This window comes from Neptuniibacter halophilus (assembly GCF_030295765.1).
GTDB lineage: Bacteria > Pseudomonadota > Gammaproteobacteria > Pseudomonadales > Balneatricaceae > Neptuniibacter > Neptuniibacter halophilus.
Genome location: NZ_AP027292.1, coordinates 346,774 through 365,215, shown reverse-complemented (window position 1 = coordinate 365,215; position 18,442 = coordinate 346,774). Strand labels below are relative to the sequence as shown.

The 18,442-nt window shown below is 54.7% G+C and carries 18 protein-coding genes; 14 read left to right on the top strand and 4 right to left on the bottom strand.

From position 1 onward, the window contains the following. The first annotated feature begins 1 nt into the window (after position 1). The 3 genes from QUD59_RS01790 to QUD59_RS01780 are packed head-to-tail and all read left to right on the top strand — an operon-like array spanning position 2 to position 1,831. Positions 2-610 (top strand): DUF2135 domain-containing protein, encoded by a 609-nt coding sequence (locus tag QUD59_RS01790; protein WP_286239204.1) that lies wholly within the window; start codon positions 2-4, stop codon positions 608-610. After that, positions 607-1,122, top strand: coding sequence for a hypothetical protein (locus QUD59_RS01785; RefSeq protein ID WP_286239202.1), 516 nt, complete (start codon positions 607-609; stop codon positions 1,120-1,122). The genes QUD59_RS01790 and QUD59_RS01785 overlap by 4 nt, the downstream gene beginning before the upstream one ends. A 1-nt stretch (position 1,123) precedes the next feature. Beyond that, positions 1,124-1,831 carry a hypothetical protein gene (locus QUD59_RS01780; RefSeq protein WP_286239201.1) on the top strand — a complete coding sequence of 236 codons (708 nt, stop codon included), beginning with the start codon at positions 1,124-1,126 and terminating at the stop codon, positions 1,829-1,831. 63 nt (positions 1,832-1,894) lie between these two features. Here QUD59_RS01780 and QUD59_RS01775 read toward each other — a convergent pair whose 3' ends face one another. The 3 genes from QUD59_RS01775 to QUD59_RS01765 form a co-directional block, all read right to left on the bottom strand. Beyond that, positions 1,895-3,448, bottom strand: coding sequence for a tripartite tricarboxylate transporter permease (locus tag QUD59_RS01775; protein ID WP_286239200.1), 1,554 nt, complete (start codon positions 3,446-3,448; stop codon positions 1,895-1,897). Between the two features lie 4 nt (positions 3,449-3,452). After that, positions 3,453-3,926, bottom strand: coding sequence for a tripartite tricarboxylate transporter TctB family protein (locus QUD59_RS01770; protein ID WP_286239199.1), 474 nt, complete (start codon positions 3,924-3,926; stop codon positions 3,453-3,455). Positions 3,927-4,088: 162 nt separating this feature from the next. Then, a complete protein-coding gene (locus QUD59_RS01765) occupies positions 4,089-5,072 on the bottom strand; it encodes a tripartite tricarboxylate transporter substrate binding protein (protein WP_286239198.1) in 984 nt (327 codons plus the stop codon). A 180-nt stretch (positions 5,073-5,252) separates the two neighbouring features. On the opposite strand from QUD59_RS01765, the gene QUD59_RS01760 reads away from it, so the two are divergent. The 5 genes from QUD59_RS01760 (at position 5,253) to hisA (ending at position 12,979) form a co-directional block, all read left to right on the top strand. Beyond that, complete coding sequence (locus QUD59_RS01760) at positions 5,253-6,854, top strand: ATP-binding protein (RefSeq protein ID WP_286239196.1); 1,602 nt, start codon at positions 5,253-5,255, stop codon at positions 6,852-6,854. Positions 6,855-6,878: 24 nt separating this feature from the next. After that, on the top strand, positions 6,879-7,574 hold the full coding sequence (locus QUD59_RS01755; protein ID WP_286239194.1) for a response regulator: 696 nt from the start codon (positions 6,879-6,881) through the stop codon (positions 7,572-7,574). A gap of 42 nt (positions 7,575-7,616) precedes the next feature. After that, positions 7,617-8,765 carry a murein transglycosylase domain-containing protein gene (locus QUD59_RS01750; protein ID WP_286239193.1) on the top strand — a complete coding sequence of 383 codons (1,149 nt, stop codon included), beginning with the start codon at positions 7,617-7,619 and terminating at the stop codon, positions 8,763-8,765. Between the two features lie 163 nt (positions 8,766-8,928). Continuing rightward, complete coding sequence (locus QUD59_RS01745; RefSeq protein WP_286239192.1) at positions 8,929-12,108, top strand: bifunctional diguanylate cyclase/phosphodiesterase; 3,180 nt, start codon at positions 8,929-8,931, stop codon at positions 12,106-12,108. Positions 12,109-12,220: 112 nt separating this feature from the next. Next, positions 12,221-12,979 carry a phosphoribosylformimino-5-aminoimidazole carboxamide ribotide isomerase gene (hisA, locus tag QUD59_RS01740; protein WP_286239191.1) on the top strand — a complete coding sequence of 253 codons (759 nt, stop codon included), beginning with the start codon at positions 12,221-12,223 and terminating at the stop codon, positions 12,977-12,979. Between the two features lie 59 nt (positions 12,980-13,038). Here the strand turns inward: hisA and msrB are convergent, their stop codons facing one another. Further along, entirely contained in the window at positions 13,039-14,175 is a 1,137-nt protein-coding gene (gene msrB / locus QUD59_RS01735) for a peptide-methionine (R)-S-oxide reductase MsrB (RefSeq protein WP_286239189.1), read from the bottom strand. Between the two features lie 169 nt (positions 14,176-14,344). On the opposite strand from msrB, the gene QUD59_RS01730 reads away from it, so the two are divergent. The 6 genes from QUD59_RS01730 to QUD59_RS01705 all read left to right on the top strand — a co-directional run bounded on the left by QUD59_RS01730 (position 14,345) and on the right by QUD59_RS01705 (position 18,434). Further along, positions 14,345-14,554 (top strand): DUF1289 domain-containing protein, encoded by a 210-nt coding sequence (locus QUD59_RS01730; RefSeq protein WP_286239187.1) that lies wholly within the window; start codon positions 14,345-14,347, stop codon positions 14,552-14,554. A gap of 223 nt (positions 14,555-14,777) precedes the next feature. After that, complete coding sequence (locus QUD59_RS01725) at positions 14,778-15,062, top strand: STAS domain-containing protein (protein WP_286239186.1); 285 nt, start codon at positions 14,778-14,780, stop codon at positions 15,060-15,062. 33 nt (positions 15,063-15,095) lie between these two features. Then, entirely contained in the window at positions 15,096-15,458 is a 363-nt protein-coding gene (locus QUD59_RS01720; RefSeq protein WP_286239184.1) for a response regulator, read from the top strand. A gap of 6 nt (positions 15,459-15,464) precedes the next feature. Beyond that, complete coding sequence (locus QUD59_RS01715; RefSeq protein ID WP_286239182.1) at positions 15,465-16,616, top strand: Hpt domain-containing protein; 1,152 nt, start codon at positions 15,465-15,467, stop codon at positions 16,614-16,616. Positions 16,617-16,674: 58 nt separating this feature from the next. Then, on the top strand, positions 16,675-17,916 hold the full coding sequence (locus tag QUD59_RS01710; RefSeq protein ID WP_286239181.1) for a chemotaxis protein CheA: 1,242 nt from the start codon (positions 16,675-16,677) through the stop codon (positions 17,914-17,916). Continuing rightward, positions 17,913-18,434: a chemotaxis protein CheW gene (locus tag QUD59_RS01705; protein ID WP_286239179.1), complete on the top strand. Its 522-nt coding sequence runs from the start codon at positions 17,913-17,915 to the stop codon at positions 18,432-18,434. Before QUD59_RS01710 ends, QUD59_RS01705 begins: the two co-directional genes overlap by 4 nt. The last annotated feature ends 8 nt before the right edge of the window (positions 18,435-18,442 follow it).

The window sequence follows — 18,442 nt, the reverse complement described above, 5'->3', positions numbered from 1 at the left end:
CGTGGCGCTGTTCGGTTCAGGTCAGCGCTCAGATTTAGATCCCTTTACGGATCTGCTGTTTAATGCGCTTCTGACCTTTACCTTCCTGTTTCTGGTTGCTCTGTTGCTGCTGAATCCTCCCGCCAAGACAGGGATTATCGACCCTAAAGCGGAATTACTGGTCACCGTCAGTTGGCCGGACCTGGACCCGAATGATATCGACCTCTGGGCGCAGGGGCCGGGCGGTCGAAAGGTCTGGTATAAGCGAACCCAGGACGGGCTGATCCATCTTGATCGGGATGATCGCGGGCTGGTCAATGATACGCAGGTGGTTGAGGGCAGGGAGATTATCAACCCGCTCAATCAGGAGGTGCTGACAATCCGCGGTCGTCCACCGGGAGAGTATGTGGTTAACGTGCATTACTTCAAAAGCGAATCCGCAGAGGCCGTGCCGGTGACTGTCTATCTGGCGGAGGTAAATCCGGTAATGAAAGTCCTGCACTATCATACCCTGCAGTTAACCCGGGAGGGGGAGGAGGCAACCGCCGTCCGGTTTACGCTGACGCCCGAAGGCAACGTTATCAATATTAATCAGTTACAGAAACCACTGGCCCGGGGGCAGAATAAATGACGGAGATGCAGATCTGGTTTGTACTGGCATATGGATTTCTCACGGCTCTGTTGTTGCTGGTACTGATCTACGGTCGGCTTAAGCACTGGCTGAAAACGATTCTGCTGATTCTGGTACTGCTGTTCTACGGGGGCAGTTATCAGGGCTGGAAAGAGGTGCAGGGATGGCCTGCAGAACGGTCAGTGCCTGAGCGATTTCTGTTGCATGCGGCGGTGATAGAGGAGCCGGATCAACAGCCGGGCAGCGCCGGGAGTATCTACCTCTGGCTCAGTAACCTGAGCGAAGACACATTGGCTGAACGTCCCCGGGCTTATCGGCTGGAATACGATCAGGCATTGCATGGCCGGGTCGAACGGGCATTACGGGAGATGCGTAACGGTCAGCTTCAGTTGGGAGAGGTGAAACCCCTGACCGCGCTTCGCCAGCAGGAAAAACAGAAAGGCCGGACCGGACAGAAGTACCCGCAACTGGAATTTGTCCGGTTGCCTGATCCTGCTCTGCCGGAGAAATAGGATGCGTGGTTTTCTGCTTCTTATACTGGTTCTGGCGGGATGTGGGGAAAAGCCTCCCAAAGATAACTATTTTCCTCTGCAACCGGGGCTTGAGTGGCATTATGACGTAACCCTTGAACGTGCGGGTGAAATTGAGCGCTCTCCGTTTTCGATTAAGATCGGGGGCAGCTACCGGGATGAAGAGCGGTATTATGAAACCCCGCTGATTCTCCGGCGGACCAGCAACGGCACCGATTATTTCATTCTGCAGGATGATGCCGGCACCCATCGGGTGGCCAAGCGGACACTGGTGGAAACCCGACCGCGGTTCGACCCTGAACCGAGACAGGTATTACCCGCATTCAGGGATCTGGAAGTTGGCCGGGTGTGGCAGGTGCAGTCGCAACCTTATCTGCTGCATGGCGTAACCGCGCATGCGCTGCCTGATCCCGGTCAGCATCGCTTTATGCTGTCCTATGAAATTATCGAAACTGATGCCCGGGTCGTGGTACCTGCCGGAGAGTTTGTGGACTGTATCCGGGTGGAAGCGACGGGCACGCTGGTACTTTATGCGGATCCCAGGCTGGGCTATCAGGAGGTCAGTGTGCGACAGAGTGAGTGGTACGCGCCCGGCGTCGGGCTGGTGAAGTTAGCGCGGCAGGAGCCGCTGGATCTGGCGTTGTTTAAAGGTGGCAGTATGGTTTTTGAGTTACAGCGATTTGAGTATTGAGGTGCGCCCCTGTAGGCGGGTAAACAAAACGGGGAAGCATTGCTTCCCCGTTGTCATTGAAGGTTAACCTTCACCCTCCTGTACCGAACACTCGGCCCCCGGAGTGCTCTGTTTCACACCTTTCGAGCGGCGATAGAGCTCCAGCAGCGGAGGCAGCAGCAGAACCACAACCGCGACGATAACGATACTGAGGGTCAGTGGCCGCTCCCAGAGGAAAGCGAAGCTGCCATCGGAGATCGTCAGTGCCCGGCTCAGGTTGTTCTCCATCAGGCCGCCGAGGATAAAGCCCAGCAGCATCGGTGCCATCGGGAACTCCAGCAGTTTCAGGAAGATCGCTATCACGGTGATGATCGCCATCAGGTGAATATCAAAGCTATTGAAGCTGACCAGATAGACGCCGGTGATCGAGAAGAACAGAATCAGCGGAATCAGAATGGGCCGCGGGATCACCAGTAGTCTGGAGATGTACGGAATCAACGGCAGGTTAAGGATCAGCAGTACCAGATTGCCAAAGTACATGGAGATAATAACTGACCAGAAAACATCCGGGTTATCCAGAAACAGCCGTGGGCCGGGCTGGATACCGTAAGCGATCAGCGCACCGAGCATAATGGCCGTGGTGCCGGAGCCGGGAATACCCAGTGTCAGCAAAGGCACGAAGGAGCCGGTTGAGGCGGCATTATTCGCAGATTCTGGCGCAGCCAGACCGCGCAGAGCGCCTTTACCGAACTTCAGTTTCTCTTTCGCAGAGGCCAGATTACGTTCCAGACCATAGGCAAGGAAAGACGCGATAGTCGCACCGGCACCCGGCAGAATTCCGATCAGGAAACCGAAGACAGATGAGCGGCCGATGGTTGGTGCTACGTGTTTCACCTCCTCGCGGCTGAGCTTCATGCTGCCTAGCTGGCTCATGTCGATCTGCTCTTCCTCCTCGCGGTGCTGGCCTTTGAGTACGGTCATAATCACTTCGGTCAGGGCGAACGTAGCCATTGCCAGCAGCAGGAAGCTGATACCGTCAATCAGATCAACGCTGCCAAAGGTAAAGCGAGTGGTGCCTGAGGTGACATCGGTGCCGACCGTGGCAATCATCAGGCCGAATACGGTCATAATCAGCGCTTTGATGACCTGACCCTTACCGGAGAAGGCAGCCACCGCGGTGAGGCCGAGAATCATCAGTGCAAAGTAATCGCTGGACTGAAAACTGAGTGAAACCGACGCCAGAGCAGGTGCGGCAAACAGCAGTACCAGTGCTCCGATCGTACCGCCGGTGAATGAAGAGTAAGCCGCCAGTGCCAGCGCTTTACCGGCCTGTTTCTGCTGAGCCAGCGGGTAGCCGTCAAAGGAGGTTACCACGGTGCTGGCGCAGCCCGGCGCATTGATCAGGATGGAGGAGGTGGAGCCGCCAAACACTGCGCCGTAGTAGACACCGGCCATCAGGATGATACCGGATGAGGGATCCAGTCCGTAAGTAATCGGGATCATCAGCGCAACCGCTGAGATGGGGCCAAGGCCCGGGAGCATACCGATAAAGGTGCCGGCAAAGCAGCCAACGACGACCATCATCAGGTTAAAGGGCATAACCGCAGTGGTCAGGCCGGTCATAATTCCGTCTAACATCGGATCAGCCTCCAAAAAGGTGTGTGAATAACTGGCCCGGTGCCAGATAGATATCCAGCAACTGGGTCAGAACAAACCAGATGCCGGCCGCAAAAGGTACTGACGCCAGCAGCAGAGTGCGGGGTCTGCGTTCGCCGAGCAACCAGTAGCCGCCGATCAGGAAGACACAGGTTGCCAGCAGGAAACCGATCCATTCCAGCGCCAGGGCAAACAGGATGACCAGTAGCAGGAGTTTGGCTACCAGCGCGAAATCGTAGCCTTTGAGCTTAAGCTTGTGCTCGCCGGTGCGGTCGGCGGTGACCAGCAGTGCGATGGACAGCAGGGTGCCGAACAGGGCCAGAGCGTTAGGTACGGTCTGGGCGTGGAACGGTTCAAACTCATCGCCCGGCAGCAGGGGGATCTGACCGGCGTAGTAGCCATAGGCCACCGACAGGGCAAGAAATACTAGACCGCCGATATGGTCTTTACTCAGGAACATGGAGCCTCCCTCAATGGTGCAAGGGCACCATCAGTCTGTCTGGTTAAAAAATCCGGGGCCCGTCGACAGAGCCAGGCCCCGGTAAGAGAGGTTCCGGCAAACAGGGGCCGGGAGCACATTTAACAGGGGCCGGTAATCTACCGGCCAGATATCAGTCAATAATCAGCGCAGGAAGCCCAGCTCACGCATCAGTGCGCCGACTTCTTTCTCCTGCTGTTCGAGGAATGCAACAAACTCCTGACCCGGTTTGAAAATCTCGGTCCAGCCGTTACGTGAACGGACCTCTTCCCAGGCTTCGGTGTCGTACATCTGTTTCAGGACGCTGACATACTCGGCTTTTTCAGCTTCGGAGATGCCCGGTGCAGCAAAGAAACCACGCCAGTTGACGAAAGTCGCATCGTAGCCAAGCTCCTGCAGAGTAGGAACTTCAGGCGCGGCTTCATTACGCTCAGCGCCGGTCATTACCAGAATCCGGACTTCACCGGCTTCTGCCAGTGCCAGCGCTTCAGAAAAACCAGTAGAGAGCAATTGGGTCTCGCCGGAGAGCAGGCCAGCCATCGCTTTACCGCCGGCATCGTATGCTACATAACGTACCTGACGGGCATCGCCACCGGCGGCTTTGAATGCCATCGCTGCAACCAGATGATCCATGCTGCCTCGGGCTGAACCGCCGGCAATTTTGATGGCGCGAGGGTTCGCCTGATAATCGGCGACCACTTCAGTAAAGCTCTGGTATTTGGAGTCTTTCTTGACCACAAATGCGCCGTAATCACCGATGGTAGCGGCGACCGGCGTCAGATCGCGGAATGATTGCGGAAATACTTTAGATAGGGAGCGGATCACAATCGGGGTTGAGTTCACCATCAGGGTGTCGCTTTTCTGATCGGCCGTCTCAATCAGGTGCGCGATCGCTTTACCGCCGCCGCCACCGGACATGTTTTCGTAGGAGATGGTCTCGACCAGTCCGGATTTAGACAGGGCTTCGCCGGTGCCACGGGCTGTAGAATCCCAGCCGCCGCCAGCGCCGCCGGGAATCAGAAAGTGGACCTCTTCAAGTGCCTGGGCATTGAACGAAGCACCGGCTGCGATACAGGTACTGAGCAGAGCGGCTGCCAGACCTTTTTTGCTGTTTGGTTTGCAGAACATCGTGTCACCTCAATCGTTATTGTTTTGATGTCTGCAAATTAGATTGTTACTGTTTTGAAATGAAGCTTATGAATTTAAAGAGTTTTTAAAACATAAAGTGCATTTTGTTTATATTGTTCACGGGCCAGATATCAGAGAGCTGCGCTACTATCAAGAGGTGTATAGACGACTGATCCGCTTATGAAACGACTTCCTCACCTGAAACTGAAAAGCCGGATGATTCTGATTCTGGGCCTGATGGCACTGGTGCAGACCGGGTTTATCGGTTTTTTTGCTGTCCACTCCCTGCAACAGTCGCTGGATGAACAGATCGGCCAGCGGGCGCTGGATGTGGCTAAAACCATAGCCGCAACCCCCCAGGTTATTACGGCGGTTGAACATCGTAACAGTGACTATCTGCAGCCACTCAGTCTCACATTAGCGCGGGAGACGCAAGCCCGGTTTGTGGTGATTGGCGACCGCGAAGGGATCCGGTTAGCCCACCCGCGGCCAGAGAAAATTGGTCATTCGATGTCTGACGATGAAGGCGATGACAATGCTCCGGCGCTGGTTGAGGGGCAGGGTTATCTGTCTAAGGCGCAAGGCAGTATGGGCTGGTCGATGCGGGGCAAGGCGCCGATCTTTTCAACCGAAACCGGTGCGATTATCGGGCTGGTGTCTGTCGGGTATCATCTGGATCAGGTTGAACAGATCATCCGTCGTTACCGGTTTACCCTGATCGGTGTTATCTCGGCGTCATTCCTGCTTAGCGCCTTGATTGCGGTCTGGTTTGCCAATCACTTCAAGCGAGCGATCTTCGGTCTGGAGCCAGAACAGATTGCCCGGCTGTTTGATGAACAGAAGGCTACGCTGGAATCGGTGCGGGAAGGGATTATTGCGATCAACAGTGATGGCCTGATCACAACCTTTAACCGTACGGCTGTGGAAACCCTCGGCCTGCCGGAAGGGATAGAATTGTCCGGGCGTTATATTGGCGATGTGCTGCCGGATAGTTCGATGCTGGAGGTGCTGCGTACCGGAGAACCTCAGTATGACGAGGAGGTCTGGCGACATGGCAGTAGTATTATCGCCAACCGCCTGCCCCTGAAGCAGGGAGATACGATTACCGGTGTGGTCTCCAGTTTCCGGCGCAAAGATGAGCTGGCCATGGTGAGTAAAAAACTGACCCGGATTCAGCAGTATGCCGATACGCTGCGCAGTCAGTCCCATGAATACTCGAATAAACTGCACACCATTGCCGGACTGATTCAGATTGGCGCCACTGAAGAGGCACTGGCGCTGATCGGGCAGGAATCGCGCAGTCATCAGGATCTTATCCGGTTGCTGATGGACGCGGTACCCGACCCGATTCTGGCGGGCTGTCTGCTGGGTAAATATAATCGGGCGCGGGAGATGGGGCTCCGGCTGAGTATCGATCCGGAGAGTCATATGACAGAGATTCCGGAATGCCTGCCCCGAGAGCATCTGGTCAGTATTATCGGCAACCTGATCGATAATGCACTGGAGGCCACCTGGCGTCAGGCCGGTGCCGGCGGTGAAATATCACTGAGTATGACGGATCTGGGGAATGACCTGATTTTTGAGATCGAAGATCAGGGCCCGGGAATCAGTGAAGAAGCACAGGAACGGATTTTCGACAAAGGTTTCAGCAGTAAACAAAACGAGGGGCATGGCTATGGCCTGCATCTGGTGAAAAGTTTACTGGACAGCCTGGGAGGCACTGTGACCTGGGAGCCGGTGGAGCCTCACGGCAGCCGGTTTATTGTTTACATACCAAAATAAGACTCACAAGATAAGTATAAAAAGATGAGTAAAGTACGGGTAGTTATTGCCGAGGACGATCAGCAGATCGCCGAGATTCAAAAGCGCTTTCTTGAGCGTATAGATGGTTTTGAGCTGGTGGGCGTGGCGCATGGTCTTCAGGATGCTGAGGATCTGGTCGATATCATGCAACCTGAGCTTCTGCTTCTGGATATTCAGTTCCCAACCGGCACCGGTCTGGATCTGTTGCGTAAGATCCGTTCCGGCAGCCGTCGTGTGGATGTCATACTGATTACGGCGGCAAAAGAGGTCGATACCCTTCGCGAGGCGCTGCATGGCGGGGTGTTTGATTATATTCTTAAGCCGCTGGTGTTTGATCGCTTACGTGAGACGCTGGAAAACTATCAGTCTCACCTGCAGAAACTACGCGCGATGGAGTCGCTGGCACAGAGTGATGTGGATACCCTGTTGCCCCGTTCTTCAGGGCAGACGCAGCCGGTTCAGCCTGTGACGGATCAGCGCTTGCCGAAAGGTGTAGATGCACTGACGCTGGATAAAGTGCGGCAGGTTGTTCTGACGGAATCAGGCGCGTTGAGTGCAGAGGCGGTAGGTGAGCGGATCGGTGCCAGCCGAACCACCGCGCGGCGTTATCTGGAGTATCTGGTAAGTACCGATGAACTGGGAACTGAGGTTAATTATGGCAGTGTGGGGCGACCGGAACGGCGCTATTGCAAACGCTGATCTGATTCAGGTCGGGTCTGTTGCGGAGCTGACGGGGTGTGGATGCTGAACCGGCGACGCTTTCTGATTGGCCTTTTACCGCTGGGAGCGGCAGGCTGCACCACCCATGATGCGTTTCGTATTGCTGAGAGCGTGGCCCGGGGGAACAGCCTTGAGGGGGCGGTGGGCTCCCGGCTGAAAAGCCGCGCGACGGGTTGGGTCACTAATCCGCAATCGCTGGTCAATGATGTTGAGCGGGTGAGCGGTTTTGTCCGGCAGATCACCGGAGTCTGGGGTGAAGAGAACGCACGCAGGCCCACGGCAACAACCTACGTGAAATACAGTGAGCACTATATCAGCCGGGGGGTGGTGGATTTCGAAACCGGGCGGGTCCGGGTTGAGAGCCTGCAGCGTGAGAAACTGCGCGAAGCCATTATCGTTACGCTGTTGTCACCCGAAGATCCGGTGAATATTGATCTGTTTTCAGATCAGGCGGTGCAACTCGGTGCGGAACCTTTCCTCTTCCGACAGGTACTGGATCAGGAGGGGCAACCCTTGCGCTGGTCATGGCGCAGTGGTCGTTTTGCTGATCATCTGCTTAATACTGCGCTGCAGCAGCGCCAGATCAACCTGCCGGATGGTCAGCAGGGAACGGAGTATTATGTAGAGTTTCCGCTGGTTTCTGATCATCGGCTCAAGCGGCGCTACCGTTATGCGCAGTACGTCGAGAAATACGCACGTCAGTATCGGCTGAACCCCTCACTGGTCTATGCAATCATTGAAACTGAGAGTCATTTTAACCCCTATGCGGTCAGTTGGGTGCCGGCTTACGGGCTTATGCAGATCGTTCCGACCACCGCCGGACGGGATGCGCATGCCCTGATCCACGGTCGTGAGGGGACGCCTTCGCGGGATTATCTGTTTAATGTCGAAAATAATATCCGTATGGGCTGCGCCTACCTGCATATCCTGCAGAGCCGCTATCTGGCTGACATACAGAATCCGCAAAGCAAGGAATACTGTGTGATTGCTGCCTACAATGGTGGGGCAGGTAATGTGTTGCGCAGTTTTTCCGGCGACCGGACGCGGGCAATCAATGCCATCAACCGCCAGTCACCGCAGCAGGTCTGGCAGCGTTTGCGGCAAAAAATGCCCAATGAAAGCCGGCATTATCTGGTTAAAGTTACCGAAGCTAAAAAGCGTTATGTCTGAGTGAAAATAAATACTTATAGTTTATGCTGGTATTTATGCAGGGAAACCTATTAACTAAAGAATCTGCGAACTGCGCCTTACCTATACAGGCTTCAGAGCATGCAGAGCACGAACAGGGGTTGTTCGTCGGTTTCCTGAATGGAGTTTCGCCTGTAGGTCGTATATGCCGTTAAAGACGCTCTCACCGCTTAAAAAAATTAACCTGGTTCTGCTGGTCGGCGGGGTGGTCGCCCTGTTGATTCTGATCGCTTATCTGAATGTCAGTCTGCGACAGTCTGCGGTGGAGCGTTGGCAGCAGGATGTACTGCATTCGGTGAGGCAACTGGCGGGCTGGGTGGATAGTGAATTTGATCAGGCCCGGGAACGACTGGAGTACATTGCCAACCGACCGGAATTTACCCCGCCACTGGATCGGCAACTGGTCGATCGTAAACTCAACGGCATTCCCCAGAGTCTGGACCCGGGGCGCCGGATATCGCTGCAGTGGACGCTGGAGGATAACAGTCACGGTTTTAATGTGCTGTTTGTCCTTTTTGCCAACGGTGATCACTACCTCTCGCATCCCTATCGTGTTCAGAAAGAGCTGAAAACATACAACCTGTCGCATCGTGAATATTTCCGCCGGGCGACGGCGATGAAGAAATCGGTACTGTCGAATACATTTGTGGGGGCTGACGGCGTGCCGGCCGTGGCGATTGATGTTCCGATACTCGATCCCCAAGGTGAGATCCTCTCCCACCTTGGGGGGGTGATGTATCTCAACCAGATGACATCCCTGTTCAGCAGTCAGGGGCGCATGGGGCTGGGTGAAACCTACTTTATGCTCGACCGTGTGGGCAACGAGGTGGTGAAAACGGGACTCTCTGCCGGGGCTAATGAACATATCAGGCAACTGGTCACCGAGCGCGATGCCTGGCAGGAACTGGATCAGGGCTATGCCTACCGCATTGGTGCGCTGAGTGAGGCCTATGGCCGGGAGCAGTTACTGGTGCTGGTACGCTTGCAGAGTGGCTGGACGCTGGGGGTCGTGTCTAATTTTTCTGCGGTGGCGGAGCAATTTGCTTCCAATGTTGAACAGACTGCGCTGATTGCTGCAATGCTGATTCTGCTGATTATTGGCGCATCGATTTTGCTGGTACGTCAGATCGGGGCACGCTGGCAGGCTGCTGAGCGCGAGGTACAGCTCAGTAACCAGAAACTGGAGCAGCGGGTCGAAGAACGAACTCACCAACTGATCCTGCGTGAAAATGCGGTACAGGACGCTCGCCAGCGTCTGCAGGATATTATCGAAGCCACTCAGGTAGGTACCTGGGAATGGAACCTGCAGGAAGACAGTTGTCATTTTAACGAGCGATGGGCCGGGATGCTCGGCTATACCCTCGATGAGTTAAAACCGCATAACTACGCCTGCTTTACGAATCTGTTGCACCCGGATGATCTGCCTGAAGTCGAGCGGGAGATGGAGCTGCATCTGCAGGGGAAACAGGCGACGTTTCAATGCGAAATGCGTATGAAGCACAAGCAGGGGCAGTGGATCTGGGTTCAGAGTAAGGGGCGGATTACCGCGCTGGATCAGCAGGGAAAACCACAGAGAATCTCAGGAACTCACACGGAAATCAGCGACCGGAAGGCGGCGGAGCATGAGCTGAAAATGGCAGCGAGCGTTTTCTCCCATGCCCGTGAAGGGATCATGATCACCGATGCTGATGCCCGGATTATTGAGGTCAACGAAACCTTTACCGACCTGACCGGTTACAGCCGTGAAGAGGTGCTGGGGCAGAATCCGCGGATTCTCCGTTCGGGGATGCAGAGTGAAGCGTTTTATCAGGATATGTGGCAACACCTGCAGAACCATGATCACTGGAATGGTGAGATCTGGAACCGGAAAAAATCCGGGCAGTTCTATGCTGAACTGCTGACCATCAGTGCGGTAAGGGATCGCTCCGGGAAACTGACTAACTATGTGGCCTTGTTCTCAGATATTACCCACAGCAAAATGAATGAGCAGCGCCTGGAACATGTGGCGCACTATGATGCGCTTACCGATCTGCCGAACCGGATTTTGTTGGCAGACAGGCTCGGTCAGGCCCTTATACAGGCGGACCGTGAGCAGGAACAGGTGGTGGTTGCTTATCTGGATCTGGACGGGTTCAAGGATATCAACGACTGTTACGGCCATGATCAGGGGGATCTGCTGCTGATCGAAGTGGCCCGGCGAATGAAGGCCTGCCTGCGCAGATGCGATACCATTGCCCGTCTGGGCGGCGATGAATTTGTCGCCGTGCTGACCGGTTTTAAGCAGGTTGCTGATGCCTCTGCGTTGCTGGAACGTTTGCTGCGGGCTGCGGCGCGTCCGGTACAGAGCGGTGAACTCAGCCTTCAGGTATCGGCCAGTCTGGGGGTGACCTATTACCCCCAGGACGAGGAGATCAGTGCGGACCAGTTAATGCGTCAGGCCGATCAGGCGATGTATCAGGCCAAACTTGAGGGCAAAAACTGCTATCACTTCTTCAATCCTGAGCAAGACCGTGCAGCCAAAGGTCTGAATGCCAGTCTGCAAAGTATCCGTCAGGGATTGGAGCAGGGAGAGTTTGTTGTTTACTACCAGCCTAAGATTCGTCTGGCCACGGGTGAAGTGGTCGGGATGGAGGCGCTGGTGCGCTGGCAGCACCCGCAACGGGGGCTGTTATCGCCGGCGGAGTTTCTGCCCTTAATTGAAGAACACGCGCTGAGTGTAGAGTTGGGCCAGCAGGTGCTGTCTCAGGTGCTGAGCCAGTTAGCGAACTGGCGTGAGCAGGGTGTGCACTTGCGGGTCAGTGTGAACATCAGCAGTATCGAAATTCAGGATGAGCGTTTCATGCAACGCCTGCGGCAGAAACTGAGCGCTTACCCTAAGTTAGAGCCCGGTTGTCTGCAACTGGAAATACTCGAAACCTGCGCCCTCAAAGACATTGAGAAAGTATCCCGCACCATGAAAGAGTGCCGTGCAATGGGGGTACAGTTCTCGCTGGATGATTTCGGCACCGGCTACTCCTCGCTGACCTATCTGAAACGGCTGCCTGCGGCGGAGCTTAAAATTGATCAGAGCTTTGTGCGCGATATGCTGGAAGATCCGGATGATCTGGCGATCATCGAAGGCGTGCTGGGTCTGGCGCGTGCCTTCGGACGGCAGGTGATTGCCGAGGGGGTTGAGTCAACCGCACATGGTGTCCGCTTACTGCAACTGGGCTGTGAATACGCTCAGGGCTATGCGATTGCCCGGCCGATGCCGGCTGATCAGATCGCAGGCTGGATGGAGACATGGCGTAATCCGGCCGAATGGACTGCAATCGCAGAGGCCTGAATGCGGGGCGCTGCCCTTCAGGTATCTGTTGATTCCGGCACAGAAACAATATACCAAACCCGGATCGATCGTTAGAATAGCGCCATCGTTCGACTTCAGCTAGGAGACTCCCTTGACCCAGTTTCGTCCATGTATCGACCTGCATCAGGGCCAGGTTAAACAGATCGTTGGTGGCAGTCTGCAGGACAGTGGCGCCCAGACCAACTATGTCAGCCCTTATGATGCGGCGTACTATGCGCGGCTCTATCAACAGCATAACCTGACCGGCGGGCACGTTATCGCACTCGGCCCGGGTAACAAAGAGCAGGCGCTGCTGGCGTTGAAAACCTGGCCGCAGGGGTTGCAGTTTGGCGGTGGTGTTAATCCGGAAAATGCCGCCGAATACCTTGAGGCGGGCGCATCGCATCTGATCGTAACCTCCTATCTGTTTGAAGATGGCCAGTTTAGCTGGTCACGACTGGAAAAAATAAAGGCAGAAACCGGTGCCGATCGACTGATTCTTGACCTGAGCTGCCGTCGTACGGAAAGTGGCTGGAACATCGCCACTGACCGTTGGCAGACCGTAACCGAGACCTCGGTTAATGCGCAAACGCTGCAGGCGCTGGGTGATCATTGTGCCGAATTTCTGATCCACGCAGCGGATGTAGAAGGGCTGCAGGCGGGAATCGATCAGGAGCTGGTGGAGCTGCTCGGTAAGGCTTCACCGATCCCGGTCACCTATGCCGGTGGCGCACGTTCACTGGACGATCTGGAACGGGTAAAACACTTATCGGCCGGTAGGGTCGACCTGACGATTGGCAGTGCGCTGGATATCTTCGGGGGCTCCGGGGTGACGTTAGAGGCCTGTATCGACTGGAATCGTCAGCAGTAAGCCAGCGGGGCAGTGGTATCAACCACTCCCCCTGTCTGTTTACTTAACCACCTGTCTGTTTACTTAAATAGCTGGCTGTACTCTGCGTAACCGCGCAGTTCTAACTCCTCTTTTGGCACAAAGCGCAGCGCTGCTGAATTGATACAGTAGCGCAGACCGGTTGGGGCAGGTCCATCACTGAACACATGGCCGAGGTGCGAATCCGCGATCGGGCTACGTACTTCCACGCGGGTCATAAACAGTGAGTTGTCCTCTTTCTCTACAATCGAAACACCCTGAATGGGTTGGGTAAAGCTGGGCCATCCGGTGCCGGATTTGTATTTGTCGGTAGAGGAAAACAGCGGCTCACCACTGACAATATCCACATAAATCCCTTCGCGTTTTTCGTCCCAGTAGGGGTTATCAAAGGCGCGCTCGGTGCCATCTTCCTGAGTCACTTCATATTCCAGATCAGAGAGGGTATGACGCAGATAGTGTTCGGAGGGTTTCACATACCTGCCCGCCGGGAAGTCTGCTGCGGATTGCTGGTTACTGAACTGGCTGTAGTCGAGTTCCAGTTGCTCTCCCCAGATATGTTTCAGGAATTGATCCCGACCGGAGCCATTGCGGTAATAACTGTAACGGATCGGATTTTTGAAATAGTAATCCTGATGGTACTCCTCGGCCGGATAAAACGTTGTAAAAGGTTTTACTTCGGTGGCCATAGGTTTGGGGAAAACGCCGGAGCGCTGCAGTGCGGCCAGTGAAGCTTCTGCTAACTGTTTCTGCGCCTGATTGTGGTAGAACACGGCAGGGCGATACTGTTTGCCACGATCTACGAACTGACCATCACCATCGGATGGATTCATTTCACGCCAGAGCCGCTGCAATAGTCCCTCGTAGGAGATGACCTGAGGGTTATAGTAAATCTGAACCGCTTCCGTATGTCCTGTACGGCCGGCAGAAACCTGCTTATAAGTGGGGTTAGTTTCTTCGCCGCCGCTGTAGCCGGAAATCGCCTGTACTACGCCCTCCAGTTTTTCAAAGTCGGCTTCGGTGCACCAGAAACAGCCGCCGGCAAATGTCGCCAGAGCTAGGTTTTCAGCCAGCGGGGGCGTACTCGCGGGCATCTCTTTTGCGTTGCTGCCGGCGCTGGCCAATGGCGCCTGTAACAGCATGCTCAGGGTTAATAGGGAGACGGGAATCAGTTTGTTCATGCTCTTCACCTGTGGGTTAATTAAGGCTTGGCTACCTCCGCTTTTGATGCAACACAAAGGAATAGGTTCCCCAGACAGGTTTTGTTCAGCTTTCTGCTATGCTTAATGGCTGAACTTCACGATAAATCGGTGCTCTCTGCTGCCCCCGGCATCTATCAAGGAACGAAACATGCTTACTGATCCACGCAAGGCTAAAAAACAAAACGCTTCTCCCTGTATCCGAAACTGCTGCCTGGATGATAACGATGTCTGTCTGGGCTGCTATCGCTCGTTGTCTGAAATTCTGGCCTGGAGCGAAGAAAGTGAAGAGGAGAAGGCCGCGATCCTGCGCCGAACAAAAGAAAGAAGAAGTATCGCCCGGTTGCAGTTGCAGAGCTGAAGCCGGGAAAGGGCAGTGTGAGCAGCGGATAAAGATTAACCAGCTTTACTACCTGAGTAGTAGGAAAGTCAAAAAAAGCCGAAAAATCATATGGTTTTCTGGAAAACCCTTTGACATATTATTGTAGTTAAGCGAATTTTATAATGAGATTTGTTGGTCGCCCGTTCGGTATGGAAGTACTTACCAGAACCTGATCGCTCAGTGGAACAAAGGAAAACAATCTATGGCTACTGGTAGTACCCTTAAATTGCCCGAAGAGCTCTCTATAGCAAATGTCACAGAATGGAAAAATAAGCTGATTGATCTGGTTAATGAACCTGAGCCTCTGCTGCTCGAAGCCGATCAGCTTGCCCGGGTAGATACCGCTGCGATGCAGTTGCTGCTGGCCTTTGTGCGCAAAGCCAGTGCTGCGAATAAATCCTGCCAGTGGCAAAACCCATCCACTGTTCTTATTGAGACGGCTGAACAGCTTGGCCTGAGTCAGTCCCTTTCACTCAATGCAGATTAATTACTTGCCCCCTGATGTTTTGGAGAGATTTACATGGCTAGCATCTTAGTTGTTGATGACTCGGCTTCCCTGAGAAATATGGTGACCTTTACCCTGAAACAGGAGGGTTATCAGGTTGTAGAGGCCGGAAACGGGCAGGAGGCTCTGACCAAGGCTCAGGGCGCACGATTCGATCTGGTCCTGACCGATGTGAACATGCCAATTATGGATGGCATTACCCTGTGTGGAGAGTTGCGTAAGCTGCCTGCTTTCAAATTTACCCCTATTCTGGTGCTGACAACCGAGAGCTCACCCGAGATGAAGCAGCGTGGTAAAACGGCAGGCGCTACCGGATGGCTGGTGAAGCCATTTAACCCGGAAAAGCTGCTCAGCACTATTAAACGCGTCGTACGGTAGAAACCTATGTCTATTGATCTTTCACAGTTTATTGCGACTTTCATGGAAGAAAGTTACGAAGGGCTGGAGGTGATGGAGTCCAGCCTGCTGAATCTGGATTCGGCCGATGAAGAAACGATCAATACAATATTCAGGGCCGCCCACTCCATCAAAGGCGGTGCCGGCACGTTCGGTTTCAGCGAAGTTGCGGACTTTACCCATGTGGTCGAAACCCTGCTGGATGAACTGCGCAGCGGTAAACAGAGCATTACACCGCCGCTGGTAAATCTGCTGCTGGAGTCGGTCGACTGCATGAAGATGCTGCTCGAAGCGACTCAGGAGGGGCCTGAAGCGGATGCGGATGTGATTGCTCAGGTTCGACAGCGGCTCGAGCAGGCCTTAGGCGCAGAGGGGGTGGCTGAAACCCCTGACGAGACGCCGATGCCGGTCGAAACATCCGACGGGACATCCGGTAAGGGGTACTGGGAGATTGAGTTCCTGCCCCATGCTGACCTGTTACAGGCGGGCCATGAACCGATCTTTATGTTCCAGACTCTGGCCGAATCTGGCCGTCTGGAGGTGCAGGTAAACCCTGAAAAGTTGCCGAAACTCTCCAAGCTGAATCCGGAACAGATTCACCTTAACTGGACCCTGCGGTTGCACTCGGACTGTGACGAAGCGGAAATCCGCGAAGTGTTTGAGTGGGTGGAAGACGAGTGCGAGCTGAATATTCGCCGCTGCTCCGAAACTGCGTTAACAGAGGCCCCGGCAGCAGGGCAGTCCGGGCAGGTGTCGGGCTGGCGGATAAGTTTCCGGCCTAAACCGAGCTTGCTGGAAACCGGAAATGAACCGGCGTACATGTTTCAGGCCCTGGCTGAGCTGGGGCGCCTGGTGGTTTCGCCTGTGGCGCAGGCGCTGCCGGATCTGACGGAGCTGGACCCGGAAAAGATCTACCTCAGTTGGGAGCTGGAGATTTACTCTGACTGTGACCGGGAAGAGGTAGCCGAAGTTTTTGAATGGGTTGAGGATGAGTGCGATCTGCAGATCGAAGCGCTGCAGTCCCCGATTGAACCGGTAGCTGAAGAAGCCGCTCCGGTGCAGGCTGCCGCGCAGGCTGAACCTGTGTCCTCTCCTCAAACCTGCCGCTCCGGGCAAACCGGCTGCGGCCGCTGCCGCTAAACCTGCGGCCAGCGCAGCACGTAAGCCAAAAGCGGCTGCAGAAAGCAGCTCTATCCGGGTGGATACCGATAAGATTGATGCGCTGATCAACCGTGTGGGTGAGCTGGTAATCACTCAGGCGATGCTGGGGCAGGTGGGTGCTGAACTGGCTGAGATTGCAGCAGGCTCTGAAGTGGAGCGGCTGCAGGAAGGTCTCGAACAACTGGAACGTAACACCCGGGATCTGCAGGAAGATGTGATGCGGGTGCGAATGCTGCCAATCAGCTTCGTATTTAACCGTTTCCCGCGTCTGGTCCATGATGTCAGCGGTAAGCTGGGCAAAAAAGTTGAACTGATTATCAAGGGTGAGCAGACCGAGATTGATAAAACCGTGATGGAGAAGATCGGTGACCCTATGGTTCACCTGATCCGTAACTCTCTGGATCATGGTCTGGAAATGCCTGAAGAACGCGTCGCCGCGGGTAAGTCTGAAACCGGTCGGGTTGAGCTGGATGCTTACCATCAGGGTGGCTTTATCATTATCGATATCACCGATGACGGGCGTGGCCTGAATACCGAAAAAATTTATCAGAAAGCGTTGGATAACGGCCTGATTACTGCCGATCAGCAGCTTTCTGACAGCGAAATCAATGAACTGATTTTCAAGCCCGGTTTCTCCACCGCCGATGCGGTCAGCGATCTGTCCGGTCGCGGCGTGGGTATGGACGTGGTGCGTCGGAATATTGAATCCCTGGGTGGCCATGTTCAGGTTAAATCGGAGCCGGGACACGGCTCCACCTTCAGCGTCAGTCTGCCGCTGACGCTGGCGATTCTCGACGGGCAACTGATCCGGGTCGAGGAGCAGACCTACATCGTACCGCTGATCTCCATTGTCGAAACGATTCTGGCTGATAAAAATGCCATGAGCCCGATTGCCGGCGAGCACAAACTGCTGCATTTCCGTGACGAATATATCCCGCTGATTAATCTGCGCTCCCTGTTCAAACTGCCGCAACTTGAAGAGCAGGCCGACAACAGTCTGATCGCCATTGTAGAAAACGGCGGCCAGAAAGTAGGGCTGGTGGTGGATGAGCTCTATGGCCAGCAGCAGGTGGTGATCAAAAGTCTCGAAGTTAATTTCAAACGGCTTGAAGGCTTTGCCGGTGCGACCATCCTCGGTGATGGCAGTGTTGCGCTGATCCTTGATATTGCCGGTTTGATGAAACGCGGACTGGACTTTGAAACCGCGAAGGCGGCGCAGAAACGGAATGAAATATTTCACAATGAACAGGGGCACAACCCGCGGGGAGTCGTGGCATGACGGACGCTGAATGGCAGTTGGAGACCGGGCAGGCGGGCCATCAGGTCGATGGTCAGCAATACCTCAGTTTCCTGCTGGATAACGAAGAGTACGGTATCGATATCCTCAGGGTTCAGGAGCTGAGGGGCTGGACTCCGGTGACCCATATCCCGGATATGCCTGAATACCTTAAAGGTGTTCTGAACCTGCGTGGAGCGATCATTCCGGTGATCGATCTGCGCCAGCGTTTTGGCCTGAAACGGTTGGAATACGGACCCACCACCGTGGTGATTGTAATCAAGGTAGACAGCGGAAGTTGTGAACGAGTGATGGGGATCGTGGTGGATGCGGTTGCTGAAACCTATACCCTGTCGGCTGATCAGATTCAGCCGGCACCGCAGATCGGAGGGGTGATAAACACTGAGTTCATCACCGGTCTGGTTGCGCAGGAAGATAAAATGATTGTCCTGATGGACATCGATGAACTGATGAATTCCGATGAACTGGCCATTGAACAGCCAGCAAGAAGCGATGTTTAAGCACTGGG

What these genes read in the sequence shown, in the direction of transcription:
- QUD59_RS01785 (WP_286239202.1), top strand. Translation starts at nt 607, where the DNA reads ATGACGGAGATGCAGATCTGGTTTGTACTGGCATATGGATTTCTCACG.
- QUD59_RS01705 (WP_286239179.1), top strand. Translation starts at nt 17,913, where the DNA reads ATGACGGACGCTGAATGGCAGTTGGAGACCGGGCAGGCGGGCCATCAG.
- QUD59_RS01760 (WP_286239196.1), top strand. Translation starts at nt 5,253, where the DNA reads ATGAAACGACTTCCTCACCTGAAACTGAAAAGCCGGATGATTCTGATT.
- QUD59_RS01775 (WP_286239200.1), bottom strand. Translation starts at nt 3,448, where the DNA reads ATGTTAGACGGAATTATGACCGGCCTGACCACTGCGGTTATGCCCTTT.
- QUD59_RS01750 (WP_286239193.1), top strand. Translation starts at nt 7,617, where the DNA reads ATGCTGAACCGGCGACGCTTTCTGATTGGCCTTTTACCGCTGGGAGCG.
- QUD59_RS01765 (WP_286239198.1), bottom strand. Translation starts at nt 5,072, where the DNA reads ATGTTCTGCAAACCAAACAGCAAAAAAGGTCTGGCAGCCGCTCTGCTC.
- QUD59_RS01745 (WP_286239192.1), top strand. Translation starts at nt 8,929, where the DNA reads ATGCCGTTAAAGACGCTCTCACCGCTTAAAAAAATTAACCTGGTTCTG.
- QUD59_RS01755 (WP_286239194.1), top strand. Translation starts at nt 6,879, where the DNA reads ATGAGTAAAGTACGGGTAGTTATTGCCGAGGACGATCAGCAGATCGCC.
- QUD59_RS01730 (WP_286239187.1), top strand. Translation starts at nt 14,345, where the DNA reads ATGCTTACTGATCCACGCAAGGCTAAAAAACAAAACGCTTCTCCCTGT.
- QUD59_RS01725 (WP_286239186.1), top strand. Translation starts at nt 14,778, where the DNA reads ATGGCTACTGGTAGTACCCTTAAATTGCCCGAAGAGCTCTCTATAGCA.
- QUD59_RS01780 (WP_286239201.1), top strand. Translation starts at nt 1,124, where the DNA reads ATGCGTGGTTTTCTGCTTCTTATACTGGTTCTGGCGGGATGTGGGGAA.
- msrB (WP_286239189.1), bottom strand. Translation starts at nt 14,175, where the DNA reads ATGAACAAACTGATTCCCGTCTCCCTATTAACCCTGAGCATGCTGTTA.
- QUD59_RS01720 (WP_286239184.1), top strand. Translation starts at nt 15,096, where the DNA reads ATGGCTAGCATCTTAGTTGTTGATGACTCGGCTTCCCTGAGAAATATG.
- QUD59_RS01770 (WP_286239199.1), bottom strand. Translation starts at nt 3,926, where the DNA reads ATGTTCCTGAGTAAAGACCATATCGGCGGTCTAGTATTTCTTGCCCTG.
- QUD59_RS01715 (WP_286239182.1), top strand. Translation starts at nt 15,465, where the DNA reads ATGTCTATTGATCTTTCACAGTTTATTGCGACTTTCATGGAAGAAAGT.